This window comes from Paenibacillus sp. BR1-192, assembly GCF_029542445.1.
Lineage (GTDB): Bacteria > Bacillota > Bacilli > Paenibacillales > Paenibacillaceae > Paenibacillus_AQ > Paenibacillus_AQ lautus_A.
In genome coordinates this window covers 1262456-1287666 of record NZ_CP120718.1, presented here as the reverse complement: position 1 = coordinate 1287666, position 25211 = coordinate 1262456, and the positions used below count along the sequence as shown (strand labels likewise).

14 protein-coding genes and 1 pseudogene are annotated in these 25211 nt (G+C 45.1%); 4 read left to right on the top strand and 11 right to left on the bottom strand.

Annotated elements, in window-relative coordinates; genetic code table 11:
* The first annotated feature begins 161 nt into the window (after positions 1-161).
* Positions 162-1279, top strand: a protein-coding gene (locus P0X86_RS05475) for an IS3 family transposase (RefSeq protein ID WP_277745861.1) whose coding sequence is annotated in 2 segments (ribosomal slippage) — positions 162-408 and positions 408-1279 — 1119 coding nt in all. Because the reading frame shifts where the segments join, the coding sequence is not laid out codon by codon here.
* Positions 1280-1510: 231 nt separating this feature from the next.
* Here P0X86_RS05475 and P0X86_RS05470 read toward each other — a convergent pair.
* The 3 genes from P0X86_RS05470 to P0X86_RS05460 form a co-directional block, all read right to left on the bottom strand.
* Positions 1511-2722, bottom strand: a complete 1212-nt coding sequence (locus P0X86_RS05470) for a hypothetical protein (RefSeq protein ID WP_277747998.1) — start codon at positions 2720-2722, stop codon at positions 1511-1513.
* A 232-nt stretch (positions 2723-2954) separates the two neighbouring features.
* On the bottom strand, positions 2955-4787 hold the full coding sequence (locus P0X86_RS05465; RefSeq protein ID WP_277747997.1) for a restriction endonuclease: 1833 nt from the start codon (positions 4785-4787) through the stop codon (positions 2955-2957).
* Between the two features lie 1258 nt (positions 4788-6045).
* The gene (locus tag P0X86_RS05460; protein WP_277747996.1) at positions 6046-7782 is read right to left on the bottom strand and encodes a recombinase family protein; all 1737 of its coding nucleotides are present in this window, start codon (positions 7780-7782) and stop codon (positions 6046-6048) included.
* 927 nt (positions 7783-8709) lie between these two features.
* Here P0X86_RS05460 and P0X86_RS05455 point away from each other — a divergent pair.
* Positions 8710-9039, top strand: coding sequence for a hypothetical protein (locus tag P0X86_RS05455; protein ID WP_153783590.1), 330 nt, complete (start codon positions 8710-8712; stop codon positions 9037-9039).
* Between the two features lie 1014 nt (positions 9040-10053).
* On the opposite strand, the gene P0X86_RS05450 is transcribed toward P0X86_RS05455, so the two are convergent.
* Positions 10054-12729, bottom strand: a complete 2676-nt coding sequence (locus P0X86_RS05450) for a hypothetical protein (RefSeq protein ID WP_277747995.1) — start codon at positions 12727-12729, stop codon at positions 10054-10056.
* A gap of 195 nt (positions 12730-12924) precedes the next feature.
* On the opposite strand from P0X86_RS05450, the pseudogene P0X86_RS33265 reads away from it, so the two are divergent.
* A pseudogene (locus tag P0X86_RS33265) lies at positions 12925-14108 on the top strand (MFS transporter); the annotation flags it as partial.
* An 84-nt stretch (positions 14109-14192) separates the two neighbouring features.
* Here P0X86_RS33265 and P0X86_RS05435 read toward each other — a convergent pair.
* Both P0X86_RS05435 and galA read right to left on the bottom strand, forming a co-directional pair.
* Positions 14193-15704: a sulfatase family protein gene (locus P0X86_RS05435; RefSeq protein WP_153783594.1), complete on the bottom strand. Its 1512-nt coding sequence runs from the start codon at positions 15702-15704 to the stop codon at positions 14193-14195.
* 68 nt (positions 15705-15772) lie between these two features.
* Positions 15773-18271, bottom strand: coding sequence for a beta-galactosidase GalA (galA, locus tag P0X86_RS05430; protein WP_277747993.1), 2499 nt, complete (start codon positions 18269-18271; stop codon positions 15773-15775).
* Between the two features lie 184 nt (positions 18272-18455).
* On the opposite strand from galA, the gene P0X86_RS05425 reads away from it, so the two are divergent.
* Complete coding sequence (locus P0X86_RS05425; RefSeq protein WP_153783596.1) at positions 18456-19331, top strand: helix-turn-helix transcriptional regulator; 876 nt, start codon at positions 18456-18458, stop codon at positions 19329-19331.
* Positions 19332-19394: 63 nt separating this feature from the next.
* Here P0X86_RS05425 and P0X86_RS05420 read toward each other — a convergent pair whose 3' ends face one another.
* The 5 genes from P0X86_RS05420 to P0X86_RS05400 form a co-directional block, all read right to left on the bottom strand.
* On the bottom strand, positions 19395-21386 hold the full coding sequence (locus tag P0X86_RS05420; protein ID WP_277747992.1) for an OmpL47-type beta-barrel domain-containing protein: 1992 nt from the start codon (positions 21384-21386) through the stop codon (positions 19395-19397).
* A complete protein-coding gene (locus P0X86_RS05415; protein WP_277747991.1) occupies positions 21331-21744 on the bottom strand; it encodes a hypothetical protein in 414 nt (137 codons plus the stop codon). Before P0X86_RS05415 ends, P0X86_RS05420 begins: the two co-directional genes overlap by 56 nt.
* A 5-nt stretch (positions 21745-21749) precedes the next feature.
* Entirely contained in the window at positions 21750-22370 is a 621-nt protein-coding gene (locus P0X86_RS05410; RefSeq protein WP_153783598.1) for a hypothetical protein, read from the bottom strand.
* A gap of 124 nt (positions 22371-22494) precedes the next feature.
* Positions 22495-24156, bottom strand: a complete 1662-nt coding sequence (locus P0X86_RS05405; RefSeq protein ID WP_277747990.1) for an ABC transporter substrate-binding protein — start codon at positions 24154-24156, stop codon at positions 22495-22497.
* Between the two features lie 135 nt (positions 24157-24291).
* The gene (locus P0X86_RS05400; protein WP_475447882.1) at positions 24292-25203 is read right to left on the bottom strand and encodes a carbohydrate ABC transporter permease; all 912 of its coding nucleotides are present in this window, start codon (positions 25201-25203) and stop codon (positions 24292-24294) included.
* Positions 25204-25211: the final 8 nt, after the last annotated feature.

The window sequence follows — 25211 nt, the reverse complement described above, 5'->3', positions numbered from 1 at the left end:
TTCATATTATCTACATCATCTAATATAAATCCAAATACAAGAACGGAGTGTATCTAAATTATTCGACACTTATTTTATTAGGTTGGATCGGCTACACTGGGTTGGACAATAAAAATAAGGGCTAGTAGAATGAAGAGAATAATACTAGGAGCGGATCTACTATGCCAAAACAAAGACGTACATTTACAGCAGATTTTAAAAGACAAATGGTCCAATTATATGAAAATGGAAAGCCAAGGGCAGCGATTGCCAGAGAGTATGAACTTAGTCCGTCTGCCCTCGATCGCTGGATTAAGCAAGCGCAAACGTCAGGCTCGTTTTCTGAAAAAGATAACCGAACTGCTGAAGAGAATGAACTCATCGCTCTTCGTAAGCGAGTTCAGCGGCTTGAAATGGAGAATGACATTTTAAAGCAGGCCGCGCTGATCATGGGACGAAAGTAAAGATCATTAAGCAAAACAGTGATAAATACTCGGTATCAGCATTGTGCGAAGTCCTGCAAATCTCCAGAAGTACCTTCTACTATGAAACGAGAGCAAAAGACAACGATGACGAAATAACGACGGCTATCGTAGAGATCTTTCATGCCAACCGAAAAGCGTATGGAACGCGCAAATTGAAGGTCAAACTTCAGGAACAAGGCTACACGGTTTCAAGACGCCGAATCGGACGGATTATGAAAGAGCAGGGTTTGGTGTCGACGTACACCATAGCGCAATATAAGCCGCACAAGACTGCTTGTAACGAAGCTACAACAGCGAATGAATTAAAACGTGAGTTTGATCAAACTGAATCTAAACGATTTGTAGTCAGCGATCTCACTTATGTCAAAGTCCAGCATAAGTGGCATTACATTTGCGTGCTGATTGATTTATTTAACCGAGAAATCATTGGTCACAGTGCAGGTCCACACAAGGACGCTGCTCTGATTTCCCGTGCCTTTGCCACAGTAGAAGGCGATTTAAGCGACATTCAGTGGTTTCATACGGATCGCGGAAGCGAGTTTAGGAATCAAACCATGGACGATCTATTAGAGACGTTCAAGATTGGTCGCTCCCTGAGTATGAAAGGCTGCCCCTATGACAACGCCGTTGCTGAAGCTACTTACAAAGTGATGAAAACAGAATTCATCAACCAGATGAATTTCCAGAGTCTTCATCATCTAAAACTAGAATTATATGATTATGTGAACTGGTTTAATAAGCATCGCGTTCATGGCACATTAGGCTACATGACGCCAGTTCAGTACAAAGCAGAGGCCCTTAAAAAAGTTGTCTGATTTACTGTTGACAGTCCAGGTCCTTCTTTTCAACTAAGGATAACCCTCGCTACAAATATTCCGAAAAGACACGTTTTCAGGATATTTGTTGCTAACATATCTTCTTGACCTATTACACTAAAAAATCTACTCTTTACAAAGTATCGGCCAACCATTAAGGGTTCTCCAGTATTGTTCAACTGCTACCCTTCCTCTTTTTGTTTCCATCAGCTTTTTTATGATCATTCTCCATCATCTCTTAAAGAAATTATGATTTATACTTTCCTGAAAATAATGCTTTCTCTTGAGCCAGATAAGACCATCACCTTTAGTAATTACAGCAACATCTATGGGACCACCAACAGTCTCTTGTTCATTAGAGACTTTTTTCTTGAATGAGGAGAGATTTACCAGGGTTTCGGCAAAACTCCCAAGTTCATTATGAGGTAAATTCGTTATAATATCATGCATTGGTGTAATGTAACTTTCTCTTTGATACTCCGATATTCCTGCGTAAAAAGCATCAACCGCACTATTTTTTAAATCAGCAAGAAAACTTTCTTCACTCTCAATGTTATAACGCTCACTAATTAACTGATTATAATGATCAAATAGATCCGCCAAGTGATTACGTGAAAACTGCTGTAAATCTGGGTCGAAGCCCAGTAGGTACCTGTATACAACATCCTGTTGAGCAAATGGAACTACAGACGAATTTGTAGTAATTCCATCGATATTTACTGATTTATTGTTTTGTATTTTTAAACGATCTCCGAAAACTAATCCAACAGTATACGAGTACAATGCAGGAAATATCTCTTCGTCCCCAAAACCTGTGATTACTAATCCAGTGTGATCCTCATAAGAGAAACTGTCAGTGTAGATATAGGTAGAAACAATTCTTTTTAGATTAAATCGGTCACCTTCCGTTAATTGATAACCGTTAAATATGATATTAATAGCTTCGTTCAGGAGATCCTCATTTTCTATACAAAAAAAATGCAATTCATCCGTCGAGCAGTTGGGGGAAAGTGTCCAATTTTCCAGTTGACTTAATGTATTAATATAGTCTGAAAATAACATCTCATTATTCAATTGAGGCTCGCTGTTTTCATAGTTAATTAGGAGATCTTGAAAAAGATTAAGCACGGTAAAGCTCAAACGATTTTTTTGGAGGGATATTGGAACAATACCACTACGAAGGTAGCCAATAAAATCATCGCAATAATCTTGTACATAATCATAACTTGTATCATCAAGCTGTTTTCTGTAGGTTTTAATAATTGTTTCCCATGGTATTCCCATAAAGGTCGAGTTATTGTATATCATTATTCCAATCGGATGCTTGTGCGACAATGGTAGTATTTTAATAGCAGAGTTGTAGACCTTATCGCCAATTGTAACAGCACTATCTGCCGCCAGTGCCACCGCAGTCCTATTAAGAATGGCTATTTCCGCAGTCATTGCTCCTCCTTAAAAACGGTATTTATAGGAAATATCATATCATTATTTATTCAGAAAAGGCATGTTTTCTCTATAAATAATGAAACCCCCTCCGATTACTAACGGAAGGGTCCTGGACATCATCTTCATTTTATTTATCCTTTTTTGTCAAAAGGCTTAGTAGCAAACTTATTTTGGGTGAGTGTGTGGGATAGTTGGAGGCTAATTATGTTGCTAAGTTTATGAAATGCTATTAACAAAATTGATTGATCTTATCAGCCAATACTTTACGATCCCATAAGGAGACTTTATTGGAGTTAGCTAATTCAATCGCAGAAGTCGTGAAGTAATTATTAGTAACTACAATTCCTTTATCAAGTCCATAATGATTTAATCCGGCCGTTACTTCTTGAATTGCTTTATTTCCGACTGCTGTTGAGTAACACTTGGATTGCACACCAATTTTATACCCGTTTTTTTCGAGGATTATGTCTATGCCTTGATCTCCTGATAACTTTGTTAATGTACATTTATATCCCATTCCAGCAAATATATTACATAGAAATTCCTCGAATTGTCGTCCCGACATCAAATCCACATCATCGATTGTAATCCTATCGAACAACTCATTTCTCATAAGCATTAATTCAAAATCATCCATACTTTTTTTCTTCTGCATTTTTTGAAGTAGTTCTATTAATCTCTTTAAACTTTCAAAGATCATAGTTTCCTTAACATCTATTTTTTTATATAGCATTAATAAAAATAATAGTTGTAATCGGTATTCTTCTTGAGATAGATCAATGGTAGCATCCTCAAAATAACTTTGAATAATCTCTTCTGTAGTTGATTCAATTAATTTCGCTTCCGACAACCCCGAAGTTTTCTGAGCCTTCTCTGCAAAAAGTATGATTAAAGCTCTTCTGATGATAACCCAAACTGCATACTGATCTCTATGATAATATTCAAGCATGCCTTTGGCTTCATAATCCAATTCTTCGTCATCTTGCATGACATCGATATATATGTGCTTTGTTCCGATAAGGTACACAAATTTTAAAAAATAGTTATTATAAAAACTCTCAATTAGTTTTGAACCATTAAATTTCCCCTTTCTTGTTACCTGGAATTTTTCCTCATACGTTAAATGTTGTAGATTATCAGAAGTTCCCACTGCAAGTAGCTTAACTCCTGCTGTCGATACCAATTCATAAAGCAGGTACTCGAATTGTTTTATTGAGGAAGAAGTATTAAATATATTAATACATGTTTTTTTAACAAATTGTAATGCAAGGTCAAATATATTTTTATCTGTTAGTAATTCCTCAACAATTTCGTTTACATCGTTCTCAAATTGATTGGGAATATCTTCTCTCCAAACTTTATTAATATACGTTTCTTTATTATTTAAAACATCAGTTATGTGTTTTGATATCCTGTCAAATTGAAGTGAAGTTACCTTGCAACGTAATATTGGCACATCACTATTCAGGATTTCCAACTCAAATTCTTCTAAGTTATTTATTACCTCTTCATTAGATTCATTGGCAAAACACATTTTAGGTTTTAATATTATCTCATTGTATTCCCGAAGTAATACTGTTCGCACCTTATATTTCTTTTTATAAGTCTCAGAAATCACATTTTCAATAACGGACATATTTTGGGGTTTTTCTGAAGTTTCTTTGTGTATTTTATTTTTGAAACCAACTAAAACAACATTATCAGATGCCACAAGTGGTTGCCCATCTTGAAGCCATGCATGTACAGTGACTTTCTCCTCTTTTATTTTCGTTAAAATTTCACTCCATTTGGAGTTCAATAGTTCTGTATCCTCTATTGTGTAATCCAAATTCTCTTCAAAATTATCATTATCTACTTTATTATTTTTGTATTTAATTAAACCTATATTGGTTTTCATTATATGTGAGCCAAAAATGAAATAATCCTGAGTTTCTTCATATTCATTCACAAAAAAGAGAACATAATCCTTCAACACTGCATTAGCGGTTTTCCATTCTTTTTCTGAATTGAGGAACTCTATAAGACCAATATTATTTATTGTTGGTGTGTAGCTATTTGTCATACATGCATTACTCCTTATGATTTATATTCTCTGTGGTACATCAAATCGTAACAAGACGAAAGTCAAGACGGCTGGTAGCAACACACTTGAATTTGACGAGTGGAAATTCCAAGCTCTGAAGACTTATTAAAGTAAGAATAGAAAACTGGCTTTCCTAACAGGTATATACCAACTGTGATTCGAGAACCAACACCCCATCGGATGATGTGTGTAATTACATGGCTCTGGACAACGCATCGATTATATTGGTCCATTGCATGCAATATTCAGTAATTTTCACTCTCACTTTTTTGAAAAGAATATATTTATATATCGGAATATGTATCATCTTTTAACATGTCTCTCCATATAATATATTTTACGTTAATGGTTGGAGGAAATATCGGGAATGATCTCAGAGAACGGTGTTTTTGGTGTTAACATTCTAACCACTCCTCCCCCTCCAACCACTGAAAGCGGACTTGTAATTGTTCTGAATCACTTTTCACTCCCTACTATGTCAAAGTCCTAAAAAGTCATATCACGCATGTCACGTTTCATTTCTCTCTCTCCGCCTCACAACCACAAGGCTTCTCAGTCTTTTCTACTCCCTCATTCCAATCCCTTCGAGCAATTAAAGTCGCACTACAAATAGGGAAAAAACAGGGACTACGACCGAGAAAATCGGGGTCAACAAAGCAATTAAAGTCGAACTAAGAACAGGGTAAAGGACAGGGAAAATCTGGGGATAGGAGCAAAGATTATCGGATAAAATGATCGAGAAAAACAGGAGGAAAACTTCCTCAGCCCTTGCCCCACAAGGGTTCTCCTGCATTTACCGCCCCCTTTGAAAAAGAGATAAGAGCCGAGGAAAAACAGGAGTGGATCCCCGCTTCTCGCTCGGCTCGTAACACAACTTTTTAGGCTTTAGTACGACTATTTAGGCTCTGAGATGACTTTGTTTGCGTTCTACATAACTTTGTTCAGAACAAATAAACCCTTGCTAAAAAACAGCCCTCAAACCCGTATTCCACCGTTGTTCAGATAAATAAACTCATGCTACAAATCGATAAATCCCCCAATTTTTATCTCCACATTTTATATCACAACTTTATTAAAATCTGAATAAAGTCATGATAGAAAAACAGGGGAAAGGCTTGATGGATCTGGGTTTTTCCCCTTCTCCATTCTTCCTCTCCCCGATTTTATCACGTCTTTATTCGATTTTTAGCACAGGTTTATTATGAATAGCAGGGGTTTATTAGTTTTCTACACATCCCTAACCATCACCGCCACACTCTCCACATGTGTTGTCTGGTGAATGGGGACATGCATCATTCCTCTCTGCTACTGCCAGCTTTTTTTGGCTTTGTATTCCGCCCTTGCCTTTAATACTGCTTTTAACGCCGGTTTTAAATACAAAGGTTAATTGATACGGCTCTACGCTACCGTCATCCTGTTCTTCACCCATTACAACCTTTTCAATGACACTTTCGAAAACACTTCGATCGAATTCAGAAAGAACTGTATTGCTTTGAAGCACGTTACGAAATTGCTGCAATCTTTTTTCAACGTCGATTTCTTCTTGAGCCGATGCCTCCAGTTGTTCTCTCACTTCAATTAATTTTGTTAACGTGGACTCCAGTTCATCATATTTGCGTTCGTAAGTGGAGCGATCAACTTTTTCATCCAGATGGAGATCAATCAGATTTGAACGCTTTTGTTCAAGTGCCTGGATTTCGTGCTTAACTTTGCTTAACTGCTTGTGATGCTGCTGCTCACCAAGCACTGACTCCATCCTTAACAGAAGCTCATCCAGCACATCCTTATGATTGCCGCAGACCCGATTGTACGTTTCGACAAATGCGCCCTCAATTATTTTTTCCTCAACCCCTTTGCTATGAGGACAATATTTCTTTCCTTTTTTCGAGAAAGAGACACATTGCCATATGACTTTTGCGTAGGTGGTTCTGCTATTCCAGCTTCTCCGAGAGTAGCTTTTCCCACAGAATCCGCACTCAAGCTTACAACTGAACGTGAACTTCCGACTGTATTTCTCTCGTTTACCTCCGTTTTCAAGTTTCCCCCGCGGCTTTCCCCGTCTGTACAAAATATCCTGAGCTTTCTCAAAAATTTCATTACTTATGATTGGCTCATGATGATTCTTTATGTAATATTGATCCTCTTCGCCACGATTATCTAATCTGCGCTTAGATATAGGATCTAGAGTAAAGGTTTTCCCTTGAAGAAGGTCCCCCTTATATTTCTCGTTCTTAATAATACCGAGTACCGCAGTATCTCCCCACTCCAAATTCCCACGCTTCGTTTTATGTGGGAGTTTGGTTAACTCCTTGGCGATCACTGAGGCTCCTATCCCAGAAATGTAACGTTCAAAGATATATCGAACAACCTCAGCTTCCTCTTCATTTACTGAAATTCGTTTAGTTTTGAGATCATAGTCGTAGCCAAGACAGCTTTGGAAACCAACAAGCTCACCACGTTGCATTTTCATCTTCAAGCCCATTTTTACAATAGATGAGATATTCTCAACTTCTTGCTGAGCTACTGAGCTTAAAATGGTTAGCAACAATTCACCGTCCATAGTTAAGGTATTAATGTTCTCTTTCTCAAAAAACACAGCCACATTTTTTTCCTTGAGCATGCGAACATATTTTAAAGTGTCTACCGTATTCCGGGCAAATCTTGAAATGGACTTAGTGATAACCATATCGATCTTCCCATCCAGGCAATCGTTAATTAGTCTCTGAAAATCATCACGTTTTTTCACCTGAGTCCCAGTAATGGCTTCATCCGCATAAATATCAGCAAGCACCCAATCGCTACGCTGGCCAATCATCTCTTTGTAGTAGGAGACTTGGGATTTGTAGCTATTTAATTGCTCTTCTGTATCTGTGCTTACCCGCGCATACGGGGCAACCCTCAAGGCTTCTTGTTTCCCTCCAGTACGATCAGACAACTTTCGATTTGCTTTAATAATTTCTATAGAAAATGACATCGCCTATTCCTCCCCTGAGTTTTATCTACGTTTTTAGCGTAATGGATTCAGGTGAATTCAACAAATGTGCGAATTTGGTTTTAAAGCCCACTACAGGGCAACATCAAGTTAATCTTCTTGTGCAGTGCATGGCTTATCCGGAAGTAAGGTCTGAACAGATTCCGTAGTCACTCATGGTTCTTTTTTTAATCAAATTGAATTCTTGTACACTTATTAAGGATAATCTCAGTAGCTGCGCTAGCATTGCAATTTGCATACTATACCTCAACAAATCTGCTTTCAAGATACCATCCCCTCAACATGACTTAAGGTAGCAATATGGCCAGCAGAATTAAGGCCTTCTAATAACCATTTCATCTTGAGGTTCAAATCGGGCACTTCCATTCAAAGATAGATTTCAAATTTTGATAGCTCCGCGTAGATTAACCATTTATTGTTAATTTTTTAGGGCTGAATTGCTCTGCTTATCGTGATAACATCTCTGGACGGAATCAAATGCTGACCGTACCGGAGCTGTATTGATTAACGTAGCTGGATTTCTAGCCAGGGTTGGGGATCTGAACAACCTTAAAAAGAATAGTCCAGGCAAACGCAAGGACGTTTCAAAATAATGATCGACATTTGCACCAAGAATAAATATAGTCAACTAAAAAACCACTCCGATGAGTGGTTTAATAAGTGCTTCCCTTTCTTGCTTATTTATCGGGAAATAAATATGCAAAGATTCCCTTTGCGATGGTTTAATATCAATGATGTTGCGACTACTCTTTACTTTAGCCTCAGCTTCGTCAAGTGAGCCACTTAAGCCCAGAGTAAGCAAGGTACCTGCGGCTACTGTACTGGTTTATTTCATAAAGAGAATTTATCGACCTGTTCATGTCTGATCGATTCTCCAAGTCTCGTACCTTCCAAATGGATGTCAATGAGGTGCTGACGGTTGTCTTCGATGTAGAGGAGCGACAGCTCCTGACCGAAGCAGCTGCACGAATGAAGCAGATATATGATCAGGATGTCGACCATTATCTGATCACCGCGTGCATAAGCGGAGAATACCAGCGCACACAGCAATTTGAAGAGGCGTACCGGCAGGTGCAGCAACTGCTGCGGCAACGAATGATGATTCAAGAGACACAAATCATCTCGGAGCTTGCCACTCATATCGACTTTCCGTTATATCGGGAAAGCGATCTAGAGATTCTGTTCAATCATCTTGAGCAAGGGAATGCCTCCGCCGTCATTGAGCTGACAGACCGCTGATTGAACAGCTAAGGAGGAAGAAAGCTCCTGCCTTACAATATAGACAGCTGGCGGAACGAATCGTTATTAAACGTGACGAGTTGGCGTTCCTTATCCAAGGTCAGTATCAATCAGACCGCCTCATGGATCGAGACGAAATTAATGGATGTCTCTCTGCCGAGGAGCTATCCGCTTATCTCAGAGGTGTCATTTATGATATTTGCGTCAAAATCGAGGAGCGAAAGCTGGCAAAAAACGATATCATTGATTTTTGCTTCATTATGTGGAGCATCATTACAATGAAGATTTATCGCTGGACTCTGTTGCGAGCAAAATCAACTTATCTTCGGGTTAATTGTCCAACTATATCAAACAAAAGACCGGTGTAACCTTCAGTGAGCATATTATGGAGGTGCGAATTCGGAAGGCCAAGGAGATGCTGAGGGATTCGTCACTACCTATAGGTGTTATCGATGAGAAAATCGACTACTATTGTGCAACATCATTTAATCGATGATTCAAGAAGGCAACCAGTCTGTCACCAGGAGAATATCGCAGACAGTCTACGCTAAAGCACTGAATGCAAATGGCACCAGGTATACAAGAAAAGCAGCATCTTGAATATATTATAAGTCTGTACTCTTCACCGAGATGCATACGATATAAGACGGTGTTCTGGTCTATTCTTTAAGCTACTTAAGTCGTTGAGTCTAACATACTCAACGACTTAAGGGGAAACCGCACAAATTTTAAAGGTGAAAAGCTTTTTTCAGTCATCGTACTTGCGATGCTTGACTAGCTGATGACCGTTCATAAATATTATTATATGAATCGTGACCTTCTTCTACTTGTAATTCAATCGGCTCCACGCAAGCGTTGTTCTTGGTCTTGAGTCAGGTGACGAAGAAATATCCCTTTCATGTTATCGATTGAATACAGCATAATTAATGTAGCCACTCTCAATAACAAAAGTGACGACACACATCGAATAGACCATAAAGGTAGGTTTGGTCATTCTTCACGGGATTCCCAAGATTACTTTGATATTAGCAAATGATCCATTATAAACGAATTCCCGCTTTGTGGAGCATCCTCCCACAAGTTGAAGCTGATGGACTTGATTTGGGCCGTCGACAATCCGTTTGTCGCTCCCCAATAGCCGTCAGCCCCAGACGTTTGGGCAGGCGAGGCGCCGAAGCTGCCGAGCGTAATGGTGCGAGAAGCATTGGCATTTACGGTAAAATAAAACGTTCTCAGCTGTCCATTGTTATCCAGCACGTTGCATCGGAGCTGTATCGGCAATGCGGTTGGGTTGGTCACATCTGCCGTGATGGATGGCGCAGCTCCCAGATTCCATGGCGAAGCAGGTTTGAACTCTACTCCGGCATACACCGTATCGAGAGTGCCTACATTGACCTTCATGGCGCGAACGCCATCGGTTGCGCCCTGTGACACATATTGAATAGTCGCTTGATTATAAGCGCTGATCAGGGATAGATTCTCCGAGGCTTCGAAGGATATCTTCGTATTCCCTGTGCTGCCGAATCTTGTGGCATAGGCTTGAGCGTGAACCGTTTTAGCGGCTTGGACAAGAGGAGCATACGGAACATCGGCCACATCCACAAAGCCCAGATTGTAATTTTCGCCGTCCCAATGACGGCCAAGCAGCGGTTCATCCACATATTGGAACCAATGCGCGCCGACAAAATAAGGATTCTGCAAGGCGGCATTCATATAATTCGTAAATTTGGACGCTCGATCCTGCTGGCTTGACGCGGCGGATTCCGAGTTCGGACCCGTTCCGAACATACCTCTATCATTGGATCCGAAGGCAAACTCTCCTACAATAGCAGGCTTGTTCAGCGCAGCGATATCCATCCAGCTATGGCCGTTAACAGACTCCTTATAGACGTTGTAGCTCACCACATCCACGTATTCAGCGGCGGCCTCTTGAACCTCCTTGCTAATGCCCCATTCCGCAAACCGGGAGCCCAGATACAGAGTATTGGGCAGTGCTTGTGTCAAGGCGGCATCTACGATGCTGAAATATTTTTTGGCCAGAAGCTTCAGCATCGCTGAATAGTCGGGAAGCATGCCGTTTGAGATTTGCGCCGGCTTGAACGGCGCGTCCATTGCTGAGAAGGAAGCGAATGAAGTGCCCCACTGGGCGTTTAATGCTGCAATGTTGTTGCTGTATTTGGTCTTCAGATGAGCGATCATGGCACGTTTGGCATAGCTTTTGCTGTCAGCAGCATTCATGGCTAATAGGTTGCTGATAAGCAAATATTTGCTCTGTGTAGTAGCAGGACTGCCCCAAGGGATTTCATTATCTACATAAATGCCGATGAGCCACGGGTCCTGCGCGACGCCATACGCAACAATCTGATTCTGCACCATATCGTTGACACTGACCGTGAACTGCGGATCGTACGGGTCGGCAACCCCTCCCCACTCCCCGCTTGGAATGGTAGTGTGGGTTCCCCAGCTCGTCCAGCCATTGGCCACATACGCCAGCTTGTGCTGGGAGCCCTTGCCGAAGAACAGCGTTGGCTCCGACCAATTGCCAAGCGAGTTGAAGCCCCAATTTTTGAAGCGGGCCACGGATACATCCTTCCACTTATTGAAATAATCGGTTCCGTATTTGCGTTCCAGGTTCGCGGAATAGTGATTGAACAGCCAGCCCTCGGTTTGTCCCAGCGGCGGGCTGCCTACTGTCGTTGTATAACGGAAGTGCTCGCCGAGTGAGCTGTTTTTGGTCGGAAGGTCCTTGAACATCGCATCCCGTCCCGAGATCCAGGTGTGCATATCATCTAAGCGGACGACGTCCACACCAGTCGAGAAGAATAAGTACCCTTCAGGATCAACCAATGTCCACTTGCCCCCATATTGAGCAACCCTGAATCGACCTGTCGCTTGCAGCTTGGGACCGTTCTTCCACCCTCCGTATTGGCTTGTAGCAATGGGCTGTGAACCGTTAAGCGCAAGCGCCTCCTCTGCTTTATCGTTCAAGAGATCCTGGTCACTGTTGATCTTCTCGCTCCAGCTTGCCCCTGAACACTGACCATACTTATCGACAATGCCGTTCAAGTAGCTTAGATTGGAATTGGGGTCCTGGATCACTCTCAAATTGTCAATCACCAGGGCTGTAGCAGTGCTGGGATACATCTGAAAAAATTGCAAGGACACAACATTGGCGGGATCAATGGACTTATCTCCCCATGCATATCCCATCTGTAAGCCGGCAGGATTAGGCGGCAGGAAGCGCATGCCCAAATCCAGCACCGCGGAGTTGAGACTCAGAAAATATTGGTTAGTCGTCCCGGCCTTCGCTACCGCCTGACTAACGATAGAGTCCTTCACGCCGTCGGCTTGGGCGCTGTCATCCACACGCAGGTAGAATGTAATATCCTTATTACTTGCATTCGTCAGCTCGAAGGCAATCGCATTGCCGGAGCCTACACTCCATGGCGTAGCGGGCGCAAACTTCACGGAGGGGAAGTCCGCAACGGCGTAGTTGACCTTGAGCGCCTTAGACCCTGTCGTATTCGTTACAATCTGAAGTGTAGCGTTCGAGCCTGTTACATAAGAGGGGATTACGCCATTATCGAAGTTCAAAGTAGGGAACGGGGTTGCTGCGTTGGCTGTGCCAGGCTGTCCCGCCAGCCCGGCAATCATAGCCAAGGTAAGCAGGCCTGCAAATAGTCGCTTCAAATTTTATTACCTCCCAAATTCATGTGATATGGTTTGCCCGTTATTGTTAAGCTGTCCTCCTCTCCCCTTTACTCGCAATTCTTGGATGCGCTTTCATTGTAAAGGATTGGCATTCCAATCCAATATGAAAATTTTAGCTTTTTTATATGGAAAAACCATGTACAGTTCGTCAAAAGCAATCATGATATAATGTATCCCGTACGTATTAGGAGGGGATCATTCTTGCGCGCCGCGATGAGCTTTCGAATTATAATGATCGCTATTTTTTGCTTTCAGATGATCTTGAATATGACCCGCCCCATCGTGACCTTGTACGGAGCCGAGCTCGGCGCTTCTACTCTTGAAATTGGATACTTAACCGCAGCATACGCATTGATTCCATTATTCCTCTCCATCTATGCAGGAAGAATTGCGGACAAGGTCGGGGACCGGCTTCCGGTATTAAGCGGCTTTATCGGAGTTGGGACAGGTATGGCCATACCCGCGCTGATTGATTCGCTTTGGGCGCTTTATCTTTCGCAGATTATTGTGGGGATCTCTCATGTTCTCATTGTAATTTCCTTGCAAAATCTTCTGGGGAATGCTGCTCCCCCGCATAAGCGGGATTACTATTCAGCATGTTCTCAACCGCCGTTTCGGTGGGAGCGGTGGCTGGGCCTGTAGCTGGCGGCTATATGGCGGAGCATATCTCCTATCCGTCCGTCTTTGCAGCTTCTCTAGTATTGTGTATCATTGCGTTCATATTGGCCTGGCGTCTCCAAGCTTCTGGCAAAACAACAGCTCCGGCTGAAGCCACTTTAATATCCTCCCTGGGACTTCTGAAGATTCCGCAGCTGCGCAAGGCGATGATTTCGAGCGTGCTAGCACTATACAGCCGCGATATCTTTGTCGCTTATTTCCCCTTGTATGCCCAAGGAATGGATATCTCGGCTTCATCTATTGGCTGGATATTAACCCTTCAAGGGTTGATGATGGTAGTCGTGCGCTTCTTTCTAACCAAACTGACGAACGCCTTCGGACGTGATTATGTGTTTATGGCCTCTATCTTCGTCGCCGGCATCTGCTTCCTGCTCCTGCCGATCTGGGATCATATTCTGGTACTCGCGATGCTGAGCGCTTGTATGGGAACCGGGCTCGGCTGCAGTCAGCCTCTATCCATGACGACGACTTATAATGCGTCTCCGAAGTCCCGCACGGGAGAGGTGCTTGGTCTTAGATTAACCGTCAACAGAGCCTCCCAGATCGTGGCTCCTCTCTTCTTCGGCTTGATCGGTTCCTCAGCAGGACTTCTATCCGTATTTATACTTAGCGGGGTATTCCTTGTCGGAGGAACATGGGTTGTTAAGCCAAGCAAGAGGCCTAATGTGGAGGAGGCATTATGAAAGAAAGCTTTTTTAATTTCAAGAAAGCGGAGGCTCCATAGGGGCCTCCGCTTCGCTGAACTGCAGTTGTATGAATTTAAACTAGCTATGCTGTGATAGCGCTATTCGCTCCAGGAGCTCTGGATAAGCTGAATCATCATCGCCCACACCCTGCTTTATCGCAAACAGCTTTTGTCTCGCTTCTTCAATAAGCTCCTTGTATTCGGGACGATCATACACATTGTTCATCTCATAAGGATCCTGACGCAAATCGTAAAATTCCCATGACGCGGGGGTTACTTCATCCAGCGCGCCTGAAGCGTCCAGCGGCAAGCCATAGAAGAAGATCAGCTTGTATTCTCTCGTCCGCAAGCCGAAGTGCGCCGGGTTATCATGATGCGTTAGATGCATCCAATAACGATAATAGATGGCGTCCTTCCATTCCATCTGTGACCCGTTCAACAGCCCTCTGAAGCTGCTCCCGTCCACTTGGCAAGTATAGTCGGTATCGGCATAATCCAGCAATGTCGGTCCGATATCAATATTGCTCACGAGCGACTCCATCACGGTGCCCGGCTCGATCTCCTTTGGATACCGAATGAGGAACGGCATTTGCAGCGCTTCTTCATAAATCCAACGCTTATCGATATAGTCATGCTCACCGAGAAACATCCCTTGATCAGATGTATAGATGACAATCGTATGCTCCAATTGACCGCTTTGCTCCAGGTAGTCAAGCAATCGACCTACATTGTCGTCTATACCCTTGACAACTCGAAGATAATCCTTCAAATATTTCTGATACGCCGCTTTGGTTCTCCCTTCCGCATCCAGACCCGCAAGCTCAAGAGGACCGGTCGGGTAAGACGGATCGCTCTGTCGCAGGACGGCATTCCGCTTCGGATTACGCTCCGACACGGACGTACCGTAGTCTCGAGAGCCTTCCGAACGATGCTCCCGATTCTCCCACAAACTTTCCGGCTCCGGAATTTCAATCCCGTCGAACAGGTGCTCATAACGGGGATGATATTCGAAATCGTCATGCGGCGCCTTATGGTGACAATGGAGCATAAAGGGCTTGGATGGATCTCGTGCTTCCAGCCACTCCAGACATTTGTCCGTAATAATGTCCGTCACATACCCAGCAAGTCTCGTCCCGGTGCTCACATCATGAACATCGGATATGGATGACCAGTCAAAGCCTGACCTTATAAAGCTGGGATTCCAATACGTGCCCTGCCCGGACAGCACATCGTAATGGTCAAATCCCTGCGGCTCGCTGTGCAGATGCCACTTGCCGATAACGGCCGTCTCGTAGCCCGCTTCCCGCATCCTTCGAGGATACGTCTCCAGCTCCGTGCTCAAGCTGTCGCTTAACGTCTTCACACCATTATGGTGGGAATACAAACCGGTCAGAATCGTCGCGCGACTAGGTGTGCATATGGCGTTTGTGCAGAAGAAATTGCGGAAGAGCGCCCCTTCCTTGGCCAGCCTGTCGATGTGGGGAGTCGCGCATACCTCAGCCAGCCTGGAGCTATAAGCACTAATGGCATTGGCTGCATGGTCATCTGACATAATAAATAATAGGTTGGGTCGATCATGAGATTGTGTCATATCTGTTGTCCTCCGGTACGTTTTGGAATGCTAGACAAGAGAATCGTGCAGCTCCCTATCATTGCCGATCAGACACCGCCGTCGGCTGCATCTCTCCGACCCGTGCCCGTTGGAATCAGCTCGGCAGATCTCAACGCGGACGCAAGCGATGTTTTATCCGAAGGCTCAATGTGAATAGTTAATTCTCCACGCTTTACGCCTTCCGCTTCAGCAATCAGACGAATGTCACCGCCTGCTCCGTTGGCCCGTACCAGCACCTGGCACAGTCCTTTGAAAGCTCTTCGGCAGGGCGACTTGTCATCCTCATGGCTTTCCGGGTTGCCATTGCCTGTACCAATTAACTGACCAGGTCCTTCTACAGAAAACGTCAAGAGCGCGTCTGCATTCGGAACGATTCGACCGGCTGCATCGGCAATCGCTGCTTGCACGATACATACATCTTCATTATCGGCTATAAGAGCGGTCCTCTCGGAGCTCAGGAGGATCTGGTCCGGCTCGCCTGTTGTCGCAACAACCTCCGTCAGCACTAGCTCGCCATTGCGGTACCCACACGCCATTAATTCACCCGCTTCGTAGACAACCTGCCATTCGGCATGGCCATGCTCAAGAACAAGTCGCCTCCCTGCACTGTTCCCGTTCAAAAATAATTCCACCTCATCCATGTTCGAGAATGCCCATACATCGATCAATTCCCCTTCGCTTCCCTGCCAATTCCAATGCGGGAGTAGGTGCAGCACGGGCTGACTCGTCCATCTAGCTTGATAGTAATAATAAATATCCTTCGGGAAGCCGCACAAATCCATAATCCCGTATCGAGAGATGACGCTAGGCCATTCATAAGGGAATGTTTCTCCTCGGTAGTCGAACCCCGTCCATACAAACAATCCCCCTACAAAGTCATGCTCCGCCGCCGCCTTCCAGGCTTCCTCCGGCTGAGCTCCCCACAATGGATACGTTTCACCATAAGCACTAATAAGGCCTTTACGCTCCGGATTCGACCAGATGACTGTTGCTTTGCCATGCTCGGAGATGTTTAACGAGCGATCGGCGAATGACTTCCTGTAGACACCGCGGGTGGACAGCGTCGAAGCATTCTCGGTACCGATAAACGGTTTGTCCGGATATGCCTTGTGAAACTGATCGTACGCATCCCAATTCCTTCTCATCATATAGTTAAAGCCATGAACGTCGATATGGAAGCCGTTCTCTTCATGATACTGCGTAAGCGGCAGCCAGTCGGCATTCATACCGTACGTGCACTTGCGGGTTGGATCAAGTTTATGCGCAAGTTTTTGCATGGCGTGCAATATACGCACACCTGCGTCCTTCCCTTGAATATTCATTTCCTCATTGCCTAACGACCATAAGATAATGGATGGATGGTTCCGGTCCCTTCGGATGAGACTTCTCAATTGGCTCAGCCCTTCACTTGTTGCATCCGTTTGACGCACCTCATCAATGACGAGCATGCCTAGCCGATCACAAGCCTCAAGGACGGAAGGAGCGGGCGGATTATGCGACGTTCGGTACGCATTGCAGCCCATCTCCTTTAATCGCTGAATACGGAATTCATTAACGGCTGCAGGCACCGCCATGCCGACGCCGGCATGATCCTCGTGGCAGCATACACCCTTAAGCTTCAGCGGCTGACCATTCAGCAGAAATCCTCGCTCGGCATCAATGGCAATCGTCCGCACTCCGAAGACCGTTTCGTATCTATCAACAACTTCGTCTCCAATGAATAACATACTCTTGAGCGTATATAAATTGGGTGAATCCGTGGACCAGAGACAAGGAGCCTCCAGAGTAACGGACTGCTTGAGCGTTAAACTATTATCCGCGGAGATATCAGCAGATGTAACGGCTTCGCCAGCCAGCTCTCCATCTGGCCCCATGATGACAGATTGCAGCTTAAATGCTACGTCCTTCTCGTAATGGCTGTCTACCTCCGTCTCGATGACAACTAGCGCTTTGTTCTCAATTGAATCGAGCTCAGCCTTTACGAACGTTCCCCAATGCGATATTCTCAGCGAATCCGTCATTACCAGTCTAACATCGCGATATATGCCGCCGCCTTCATACCACCAGCCTTCGAATTCACTTGCATCCACCCGGACCGCTACTACATTCGGCTCTTCGGCATGCACCACCTCTGTAATATCATAAGCAAAGCTGGTATACCCGCTTAAATGACCTCCTACATAATGGCCGTTCACCCATATGGAGCAGTTCCGGAACACCCCGTCAAATTCAATAGTTAAGCGTTTCGACGCGATATCCTCGGTCAGCATAAATGCTCTTCGGTACCAGCCAACACCCTTCTTCAGTGAGCCGTGTGACGCAGGCACCTGCGGGTCATAATCGTTGCTCTCCAGCACGAAGTCGTGTGGAACCCGAACGTCACTCCAAGCTGAATCGTCATACCCCCATTTGGCAATTCCATGATTGCCGGACTTGATCCAATGCGGATTTGAATATCTTTCCTTGTGTACAGCGTCGTAATTGGTATTAACAAGGTCCCCGTAATAAAACTTCCAATCCGCGTTTAAGCTCCATACTTGTCGCATTCTTGTCCTCCCCTGAACTCCTTATTTTCTCCTATCATACCGACTTGATATTCGAGTTGTAAGCGTTATACTCGACTTATTATAATACGATACCGACTAATGCAGATAAGTAAATGTTCATTGACAGAATGGTGAATCGTACCCTATCGTTAAGAGATAGAAAGCTAATGCAGGAGGAACCGCCATGAAGATGCTGGAGTTCATCATCCCGCCTTTGCCCCAGTTTATAACTGTCGGTCATTCCTGGTGGAAGCAAGGGAAAGCACATTTCCGACGCAACTGGGACATTTACGATCTCATTATCGTCACCAACGGCACGCTGTATATAACGGAAGACGACCAGCCCTATACGATTTCAGCCGGCAGCATGCTGCTGCTGGAATCGGGTCGCACCCACTTTGGCCATCGTCCCTGCGAACAGAATACGGAAACCTATTACGTACACTTCAGCCATCCTGTTCCTCCTCGCGAGTTGAACAGCGGCGGCTTCGAGTGGTCGCAAGCCCTGCAGCCGCCAACGGATGACGATGCCAATCCACGAGCGCATACGATGTACCTTCCCAAGCATGCTGAGGTTGGCTTGCCCCCTCTACTTCAGATTCTGGATCGGATGGTAGAGATTCGCAATCATATCTTTATACGGAATGCTCTGGAGCTTCATAGCCTGACCTCTCAGCTATTGCTGGAGCTGCAGCAGGTCATCCATCAGACAAAACCAATGTCCCGATCACTGGAGCTGTGCACCCGAATGGCGCGATACCTGGAGTCGCATATGCGGGAACCCTATAGCTCGAAGAAGCTGGAAGACGAGTTTCACTTCCACATCGATTATTTGAGCAGATGCCTGAAGAAGCATACCGGCATGACCCCTTTGCAATATCAGCACCATATTCGATTGGAACGAGCCAAACAAATGCTTGCCCATACGATGACCAGCGTCCAGGAAATCGCATACGAACTGGGATACGAACATAGCAGCTATTTTATCCGCACCTTCCGCAACAAGGAAGGAATCACGCCGGGAGCCTATAGAGACCGCTTTGTTCCTGGAACGAACTAATCGCCATGCACGGTCCTTGGACTAGCGCATGGCGATTCTCATTGCTCACTGTATGATTTATGGCTACTTCCCTTTTGTAACTACGATATCCGCTTCTGCTGTTTTGTGGTTCCCCGCATGATCCGTTACCGTGTAGACAACCGTGTACACCCGCTTTTTCGCCTTTGGAGAAAGCTCTGCCCGAAGCTTGAATTCCAAATCATGGGCACCGAACTCCGCGCCCTGAATATCACCAGGGCTGTCCCCACCGAATAATCCGCTGTCCAATTCGCTGCTAGTTATGGAGGTTAATTGAATATCCCTTATCCCGGACGTTTCGTCCAATGCATGCAACTTGACCTTTATATCGACCAGCTTCTTGTTCGACGCGCCCAAATCGATACGATCTGGCTGGATGGTCACATCAGGAGCCGTTTTATCCACTGCAATCGTCCTGCTTTGAACAGGCTCGGCATTACCAGATTTATCCTTGCTGTAGAAGGCTAACGTGTGGGTGCCTTCGGCCTGAATCTCGAGTTCGTGCTCATACCTGTTCCATTCACCGTCATTCAACCGATAATAAATGCCCGCAACACCTGAATGATCGACAGCTTCCAATTGTACGGTTACGTCCGATCGGTACCATCCATTCTCATGAGCTCCTTCAATATTCGCGACGGTTTCCGGCGGACTCGAATCTGCTGAACCCTCCATCGCATAATAGTTAATGAACGCTACCGTACTGACCGTACCCCCTTGTTGAGGAAGCGAAACGACGACCTGGTTCATCTCCTTGATCTCCCCTGCAGGAATGTCGAAATCGACATACCCGAAGAAACGCCCCGGTTTATTCGTGTAACTGATATCACGTTGATAGTTTTTGCCGTTCAAAGTGACGCTCATCGGAACGTTAAAGCCATTCTCACGGCCAAATGATACCCGCAAGAAAGCCGATTGCAATTGCTCGACAGGAGCAGCGATCTGGAAAGCAGCCGGTTGACCCGTGGCCTTCAGCATCTCATCCGCGTAATACGTTTTTTCCAGTAAAATGTCTTTCACAACAGGTGATTTGTCCAATGTAATTTTAATGATGGAGGTTTCCTCCACTGCCATAGGCAAACTCTCCAGATCAGCCTGTTTCTTCGTCTCATAATGCAGCTTGCCGTGCTCCAGATAGAGCCTTCTCTGCTCAATATCATAAATTTTGGCGCCGCCGAGTTCAAGATTCAATTCCAGGCTGAGACGCTGCGGGTTCTTGTTGTTGACAGCAACATAAATGACATTATCCGTTTGCGTGGCATGCACATAAACCTTGTCGTCATTGGCCTCTACCGGAAGCAGATCCCCCTGGTAATCCTTCCAGAAATCCAAGTAATGTTTCAGCGGAGTAGGTACTCCCAGACTGCCGTCTTCTTCATATCGGAAGAGCATATCCGGCGAGCCCTTATCCCACCATTTGATCGGCAACAAAAACGGCACGATCATGTCAAATTCATTCGCCCGATTCATGTATCGAATCATATAGGCATTAAAGTTCTTCAACTGAATCCAATAATCAATATCCGTCGCTCCCGAATGCAAGGTTCCAGTTTCCGAGATCACCATAGGCTTGATGTTGTTGGTTAACGTCATATGATTTCGGAGCAAATCAAGCACAGCCTCCAGGCGGCCTGTCAAATACCCGCCATAGTTGGCGTCAGTTTCATTTAAAATCAAGTCCTTGCCTTCGTAGAAATGATGGGAATAAAAGTCAAGATGCCCCTTCGTTAAATCCATAAATCTCATTTGCTCCCTGGCGCTCGCGAAAGCGCTAGTATCCAGCGTCATATTCGCGCTAGTCGGTCCCCCTACCAGAACCTCGGGACTGCGTTCCTTGATTTTATCAGCTGTTATATTGTGAAAGTCAGCGAGAAGCCCCCAGGAATCATAGGTGGCATCATTATGGTAGATCCACTCCGAACGAATGGTTGATTCGTTTTTCACTTCTATATAGACAGGTCCTCTGCCATCCAGCTTGCGATTATAGGCTTCCGTATAGAGGGAAGCAAGCTCGGCTTGCAGCTTTGAATTTGTCAACTGCCGGCGTCCCCCTTGGATTATTGGGCGTATTGGCAGGCCAATTCCAAGTCGGCCAATTGTCGTAAGCGATGATATATTTCATGTCCGGCGCATACAGCTTGTCATATTGTTCAATTAATTGTGAGTCCTTCTCATAATGTTGATCGAAAAACGATTCATCGGCATATCCGTCCCGAAGAGGGTCCTCCGTTAATAAAGGATCGCTAGGCTTATGACCGATCTCCAGCGCGTCCCGGAATTTGAACATTTGCCTTCCCGGAAGGAACCCTCTCTCGGACAAATAAGGTGCTATTTCATAGGTGACCGGTTCTCCTAACGGATTGGCATACACTCTGCGAAACTTTTCTTCTTCCATGCGGGTTATTCCATCAATGCTGCGTCGCGTGGTTGCGTCCACATGGACCTGTACAGGTAATATCGGTTTGTCCTCTCCCAATACCCCCACGCTCTTACATCATAAGTGGCCGATAGACCGTTCGGCTCATGCAAGACAAGATTCGTTACAGTACCCGTTCCTTTCAATCTGAGCTTAAAACCGTCATATTGACCCGGCTGAACCTTTATATGAAAGGGGCGTCCCATAATGACCGTCTCCGAGCGGAAATATTCGCTTAACTTCTCCTTGCCTGTCGGACCTTCCCAGTACACTTCCAGGTTTTTAATCTGGCTCCCATTAATATTTAGCTCTCGAAAGAAACCAGCGACTCGCATAATTTCAGGAGGGAGTTCGATAACTTTCTCACCCTCAATCATTCCGATCTGACTTGCAATCGTAATGAGCTTAACCCGTTTCTCACCGTTATTCACTTGTGTGATATATTCAATTGGATAAGTATCAGCCAGACCCGCAATAGAATCATAGTTATCCTTCTGCAGTTGCACATCGGCAGGCAGCTCGTATGCCATTGCAACGCCGCCTGTTTGCGGTAAGACCAATAAGCAGCACATCATCAACATGATCAGATATTTCATCAACTTCATTATCGAATCCCCTCTCCAATATAAGTAGATTGCTCGGCCTGCACGGAATCAAATAACCCCGACACACTCATCCTTGTTCATGGCAGCAGATCTCTAGATGGTTGTCGGGGTTGTTCATCATTCCTTACTTCTTGTAGCGAATATCGTACGCCTCCTGCATAATTTCCAGGTAGCGCTTAATATTCATATTACTCAGCTCGTTCAGGTAACCGTCCCAGCCGGCTTCCAGATTGGCATCGCCCATGACGAACTGGACAAGCATGTTGTCGACGTAATCATTGATGGTCTTCTGCAAGCCCAGCAGCTCTGACGACTGCGCTTCGTTGAAGATGAGCGGCGGAACCATAACCGTCTCGTTACGGAACGGCTCATAGCTTTTGGTCGAGGCATGCAGAATGTACTCTACATTGTTCACCGGATCATTGATAGCTTCGCCAATTCGGAAAGCAACAGTCCGATTCGTCGGGTTGGCCTGATTCCAGCTGTGATTCGCGACTTCACTCGTTTTCTTCAAGCGTACGAACGTCGCTGGATTGCCCTCGAGGCCTTGTTCGCCACCCTCAGCTTTTCTCCAGTCCTCTCCTTCAATGCCGAATAACGAAAACATCTGCACCTCTGGATCGTAGAAAGCATCAGCCAGACGTATAGCGACTTCGGGATGCTTGCTTGTCGCACTCACTACAAATCGGCCGTTGACATTGCCTCTTCTATTCTGTGCATTCACATATTGCGTGCCGGATGGGCCTTTGAGCGGCGGAACAACAACATAATCCTTCCATCTTTCATTGTCGGATATCGGGATTGGACTTCCATTTGGAGCAGCGCCCAGAATCACAACATCCCCATTAGCTCCCAGCTGCTTCAACTGATCGCCATCCTGTACGAAAGCCTCTGCATTAATTAATCCTTCGTCGAACAGCTTCTTCATATACCGCAGCCCTTCGCGGTATTGCTCCGACATAAACGCCGCATCTATGGCTCCGTTATTCATATACAATCGCCGTGTTGTATCACCGTTTATGAAATCGTAATAGACGAATGCATTCATCAAAAAGCCCTCGACAGAGCTGTTCCACCCTTTGGGTGATCCGGACAGCGGAATTTCATCGGCGATGCCATTACCGTTCGGATCCTGTGTCTTGAATGCCTTCAGTACTTCATAGAATTCAGCCGTTGTTGTTGGCATCTCCAGTCCCAGCTTATCCAGCCAAGGCTTGTAAATCCATAGCTTGCCGGAGTAATAGCAATGGTAGCATTCATTAATGTCCGGCATGGTGTAGATATGACCGTCATTGGAGGTAATCGCCGGTTTTAAGTGCTCCTGCTCTGCGAATATATTTTGCGTATTCACCGCATGCTCTTCAATCAGATCCTCAAGAGGCAGGAATACCCCCTGATTGCCATAGATCTCAAGCTGTGCATCCGTAATGCCCATATTCATGAAGATGTCAGGATAATCGCCGCTTGCCAGCGTCAGATTCAATTTTTCTTTCACATTGGATTCGGGAACCGTCTCCCATTCCAGATGTACATTTGTTTTCTCTTCCAGCCATTTTGTAAATTCGTTGGTCCGGTAATCCTCTACATCCGGACGAACTGCAGCAAGCACCTTTAAAGTAACCTTCTCTTCTACAATTGGAAAGGTACCCGGCGCAGAAACAGCGCTCGTATTCCCCGCTTTGTCTCCCTCCTTATTGTCCGGCTTCGCATTGGACCCGCTTCCATTAGAGCAAGCGGCTAACAGTAAACACATCATTACAAACGCAAGAGTCCATTTTTGTTTCACTCTGTTTTCCTCCCTTTTTTAAGTTAACCCGATTCAAATGGATGACTGCTATGCAGGGCCTCTGACACCTGGTGCCAGGAATATTAGCAAATACGCATCACCCCTCTCCATAAGCTGTCTTTTCTTGAAGATGCGCTACTCCTTTAACGATCCGATCATGACGCCCTTCACGAAATGCTTCTGAACGAACGGATACAAGACCAATACCGGTCCTGCGGCGACTACAATCAAGGAATATTTGAGCAGCTGTCGCAGGGCATCCTTCTCCGCCATTTCAACGGCATCGGCCACCATGCTCATATCCACCTTGTTTTGTACCAGAATATCCTTCAATACAATTTGCAGGGGGTAAAGCGATTGATCCTTCAAATAAATAAGCGCGTTGAAATATTGATTCCAATGGCCGACGGCATAAAACAAACTAATGACAGCGATAATCGGGGCGGACAGCGGGAGCACAATCCTCCACAGGAACCGGAAATCGTTGCAGCCGTCCATCTGTGCCGCCTCCAACAGCTCGCTGGAAATGGTTACGCGGAAGTAGGTTCGTGTAATAATGACATTCCACACGCTAAGCGCAGCGGGAATAATAAGAGCCCATCGCGTATCCAGCATGCCAAGATCTTTGACGAGCAAATATCGCGGAATAAGTCCACCGTCGAACATCATCGTAAATACGAGCAATACCATAAACAACCTTGCTCCATAAAAGTCTCTTCGCGACAACGGATAAGCGGCCAGCAGCGTAAGAACAACATTAAATAGAGTGCCTACAATCATGTAATAGAAGGAATTCATGACAGAGGATACAATCAGCTTGTGCTTGAATATCGCTTCGTAGCCATCCAGTGTCGGTTGAACCGGCCACAGCCATACCTTCCCGGAGACGACAGCCTGACTGTCGCTAAAGGATGCGCTTACAATATAGATGAGAGGATACAGTGTAATAATAACCATCGTAAGCAGGATACTATAATTGATCCAGGTGAACGCCGCATCCCCTTTTGATTCTTTGATTCTCTGCCTTGGACTTCCCATGTGGCTCATATGCGACC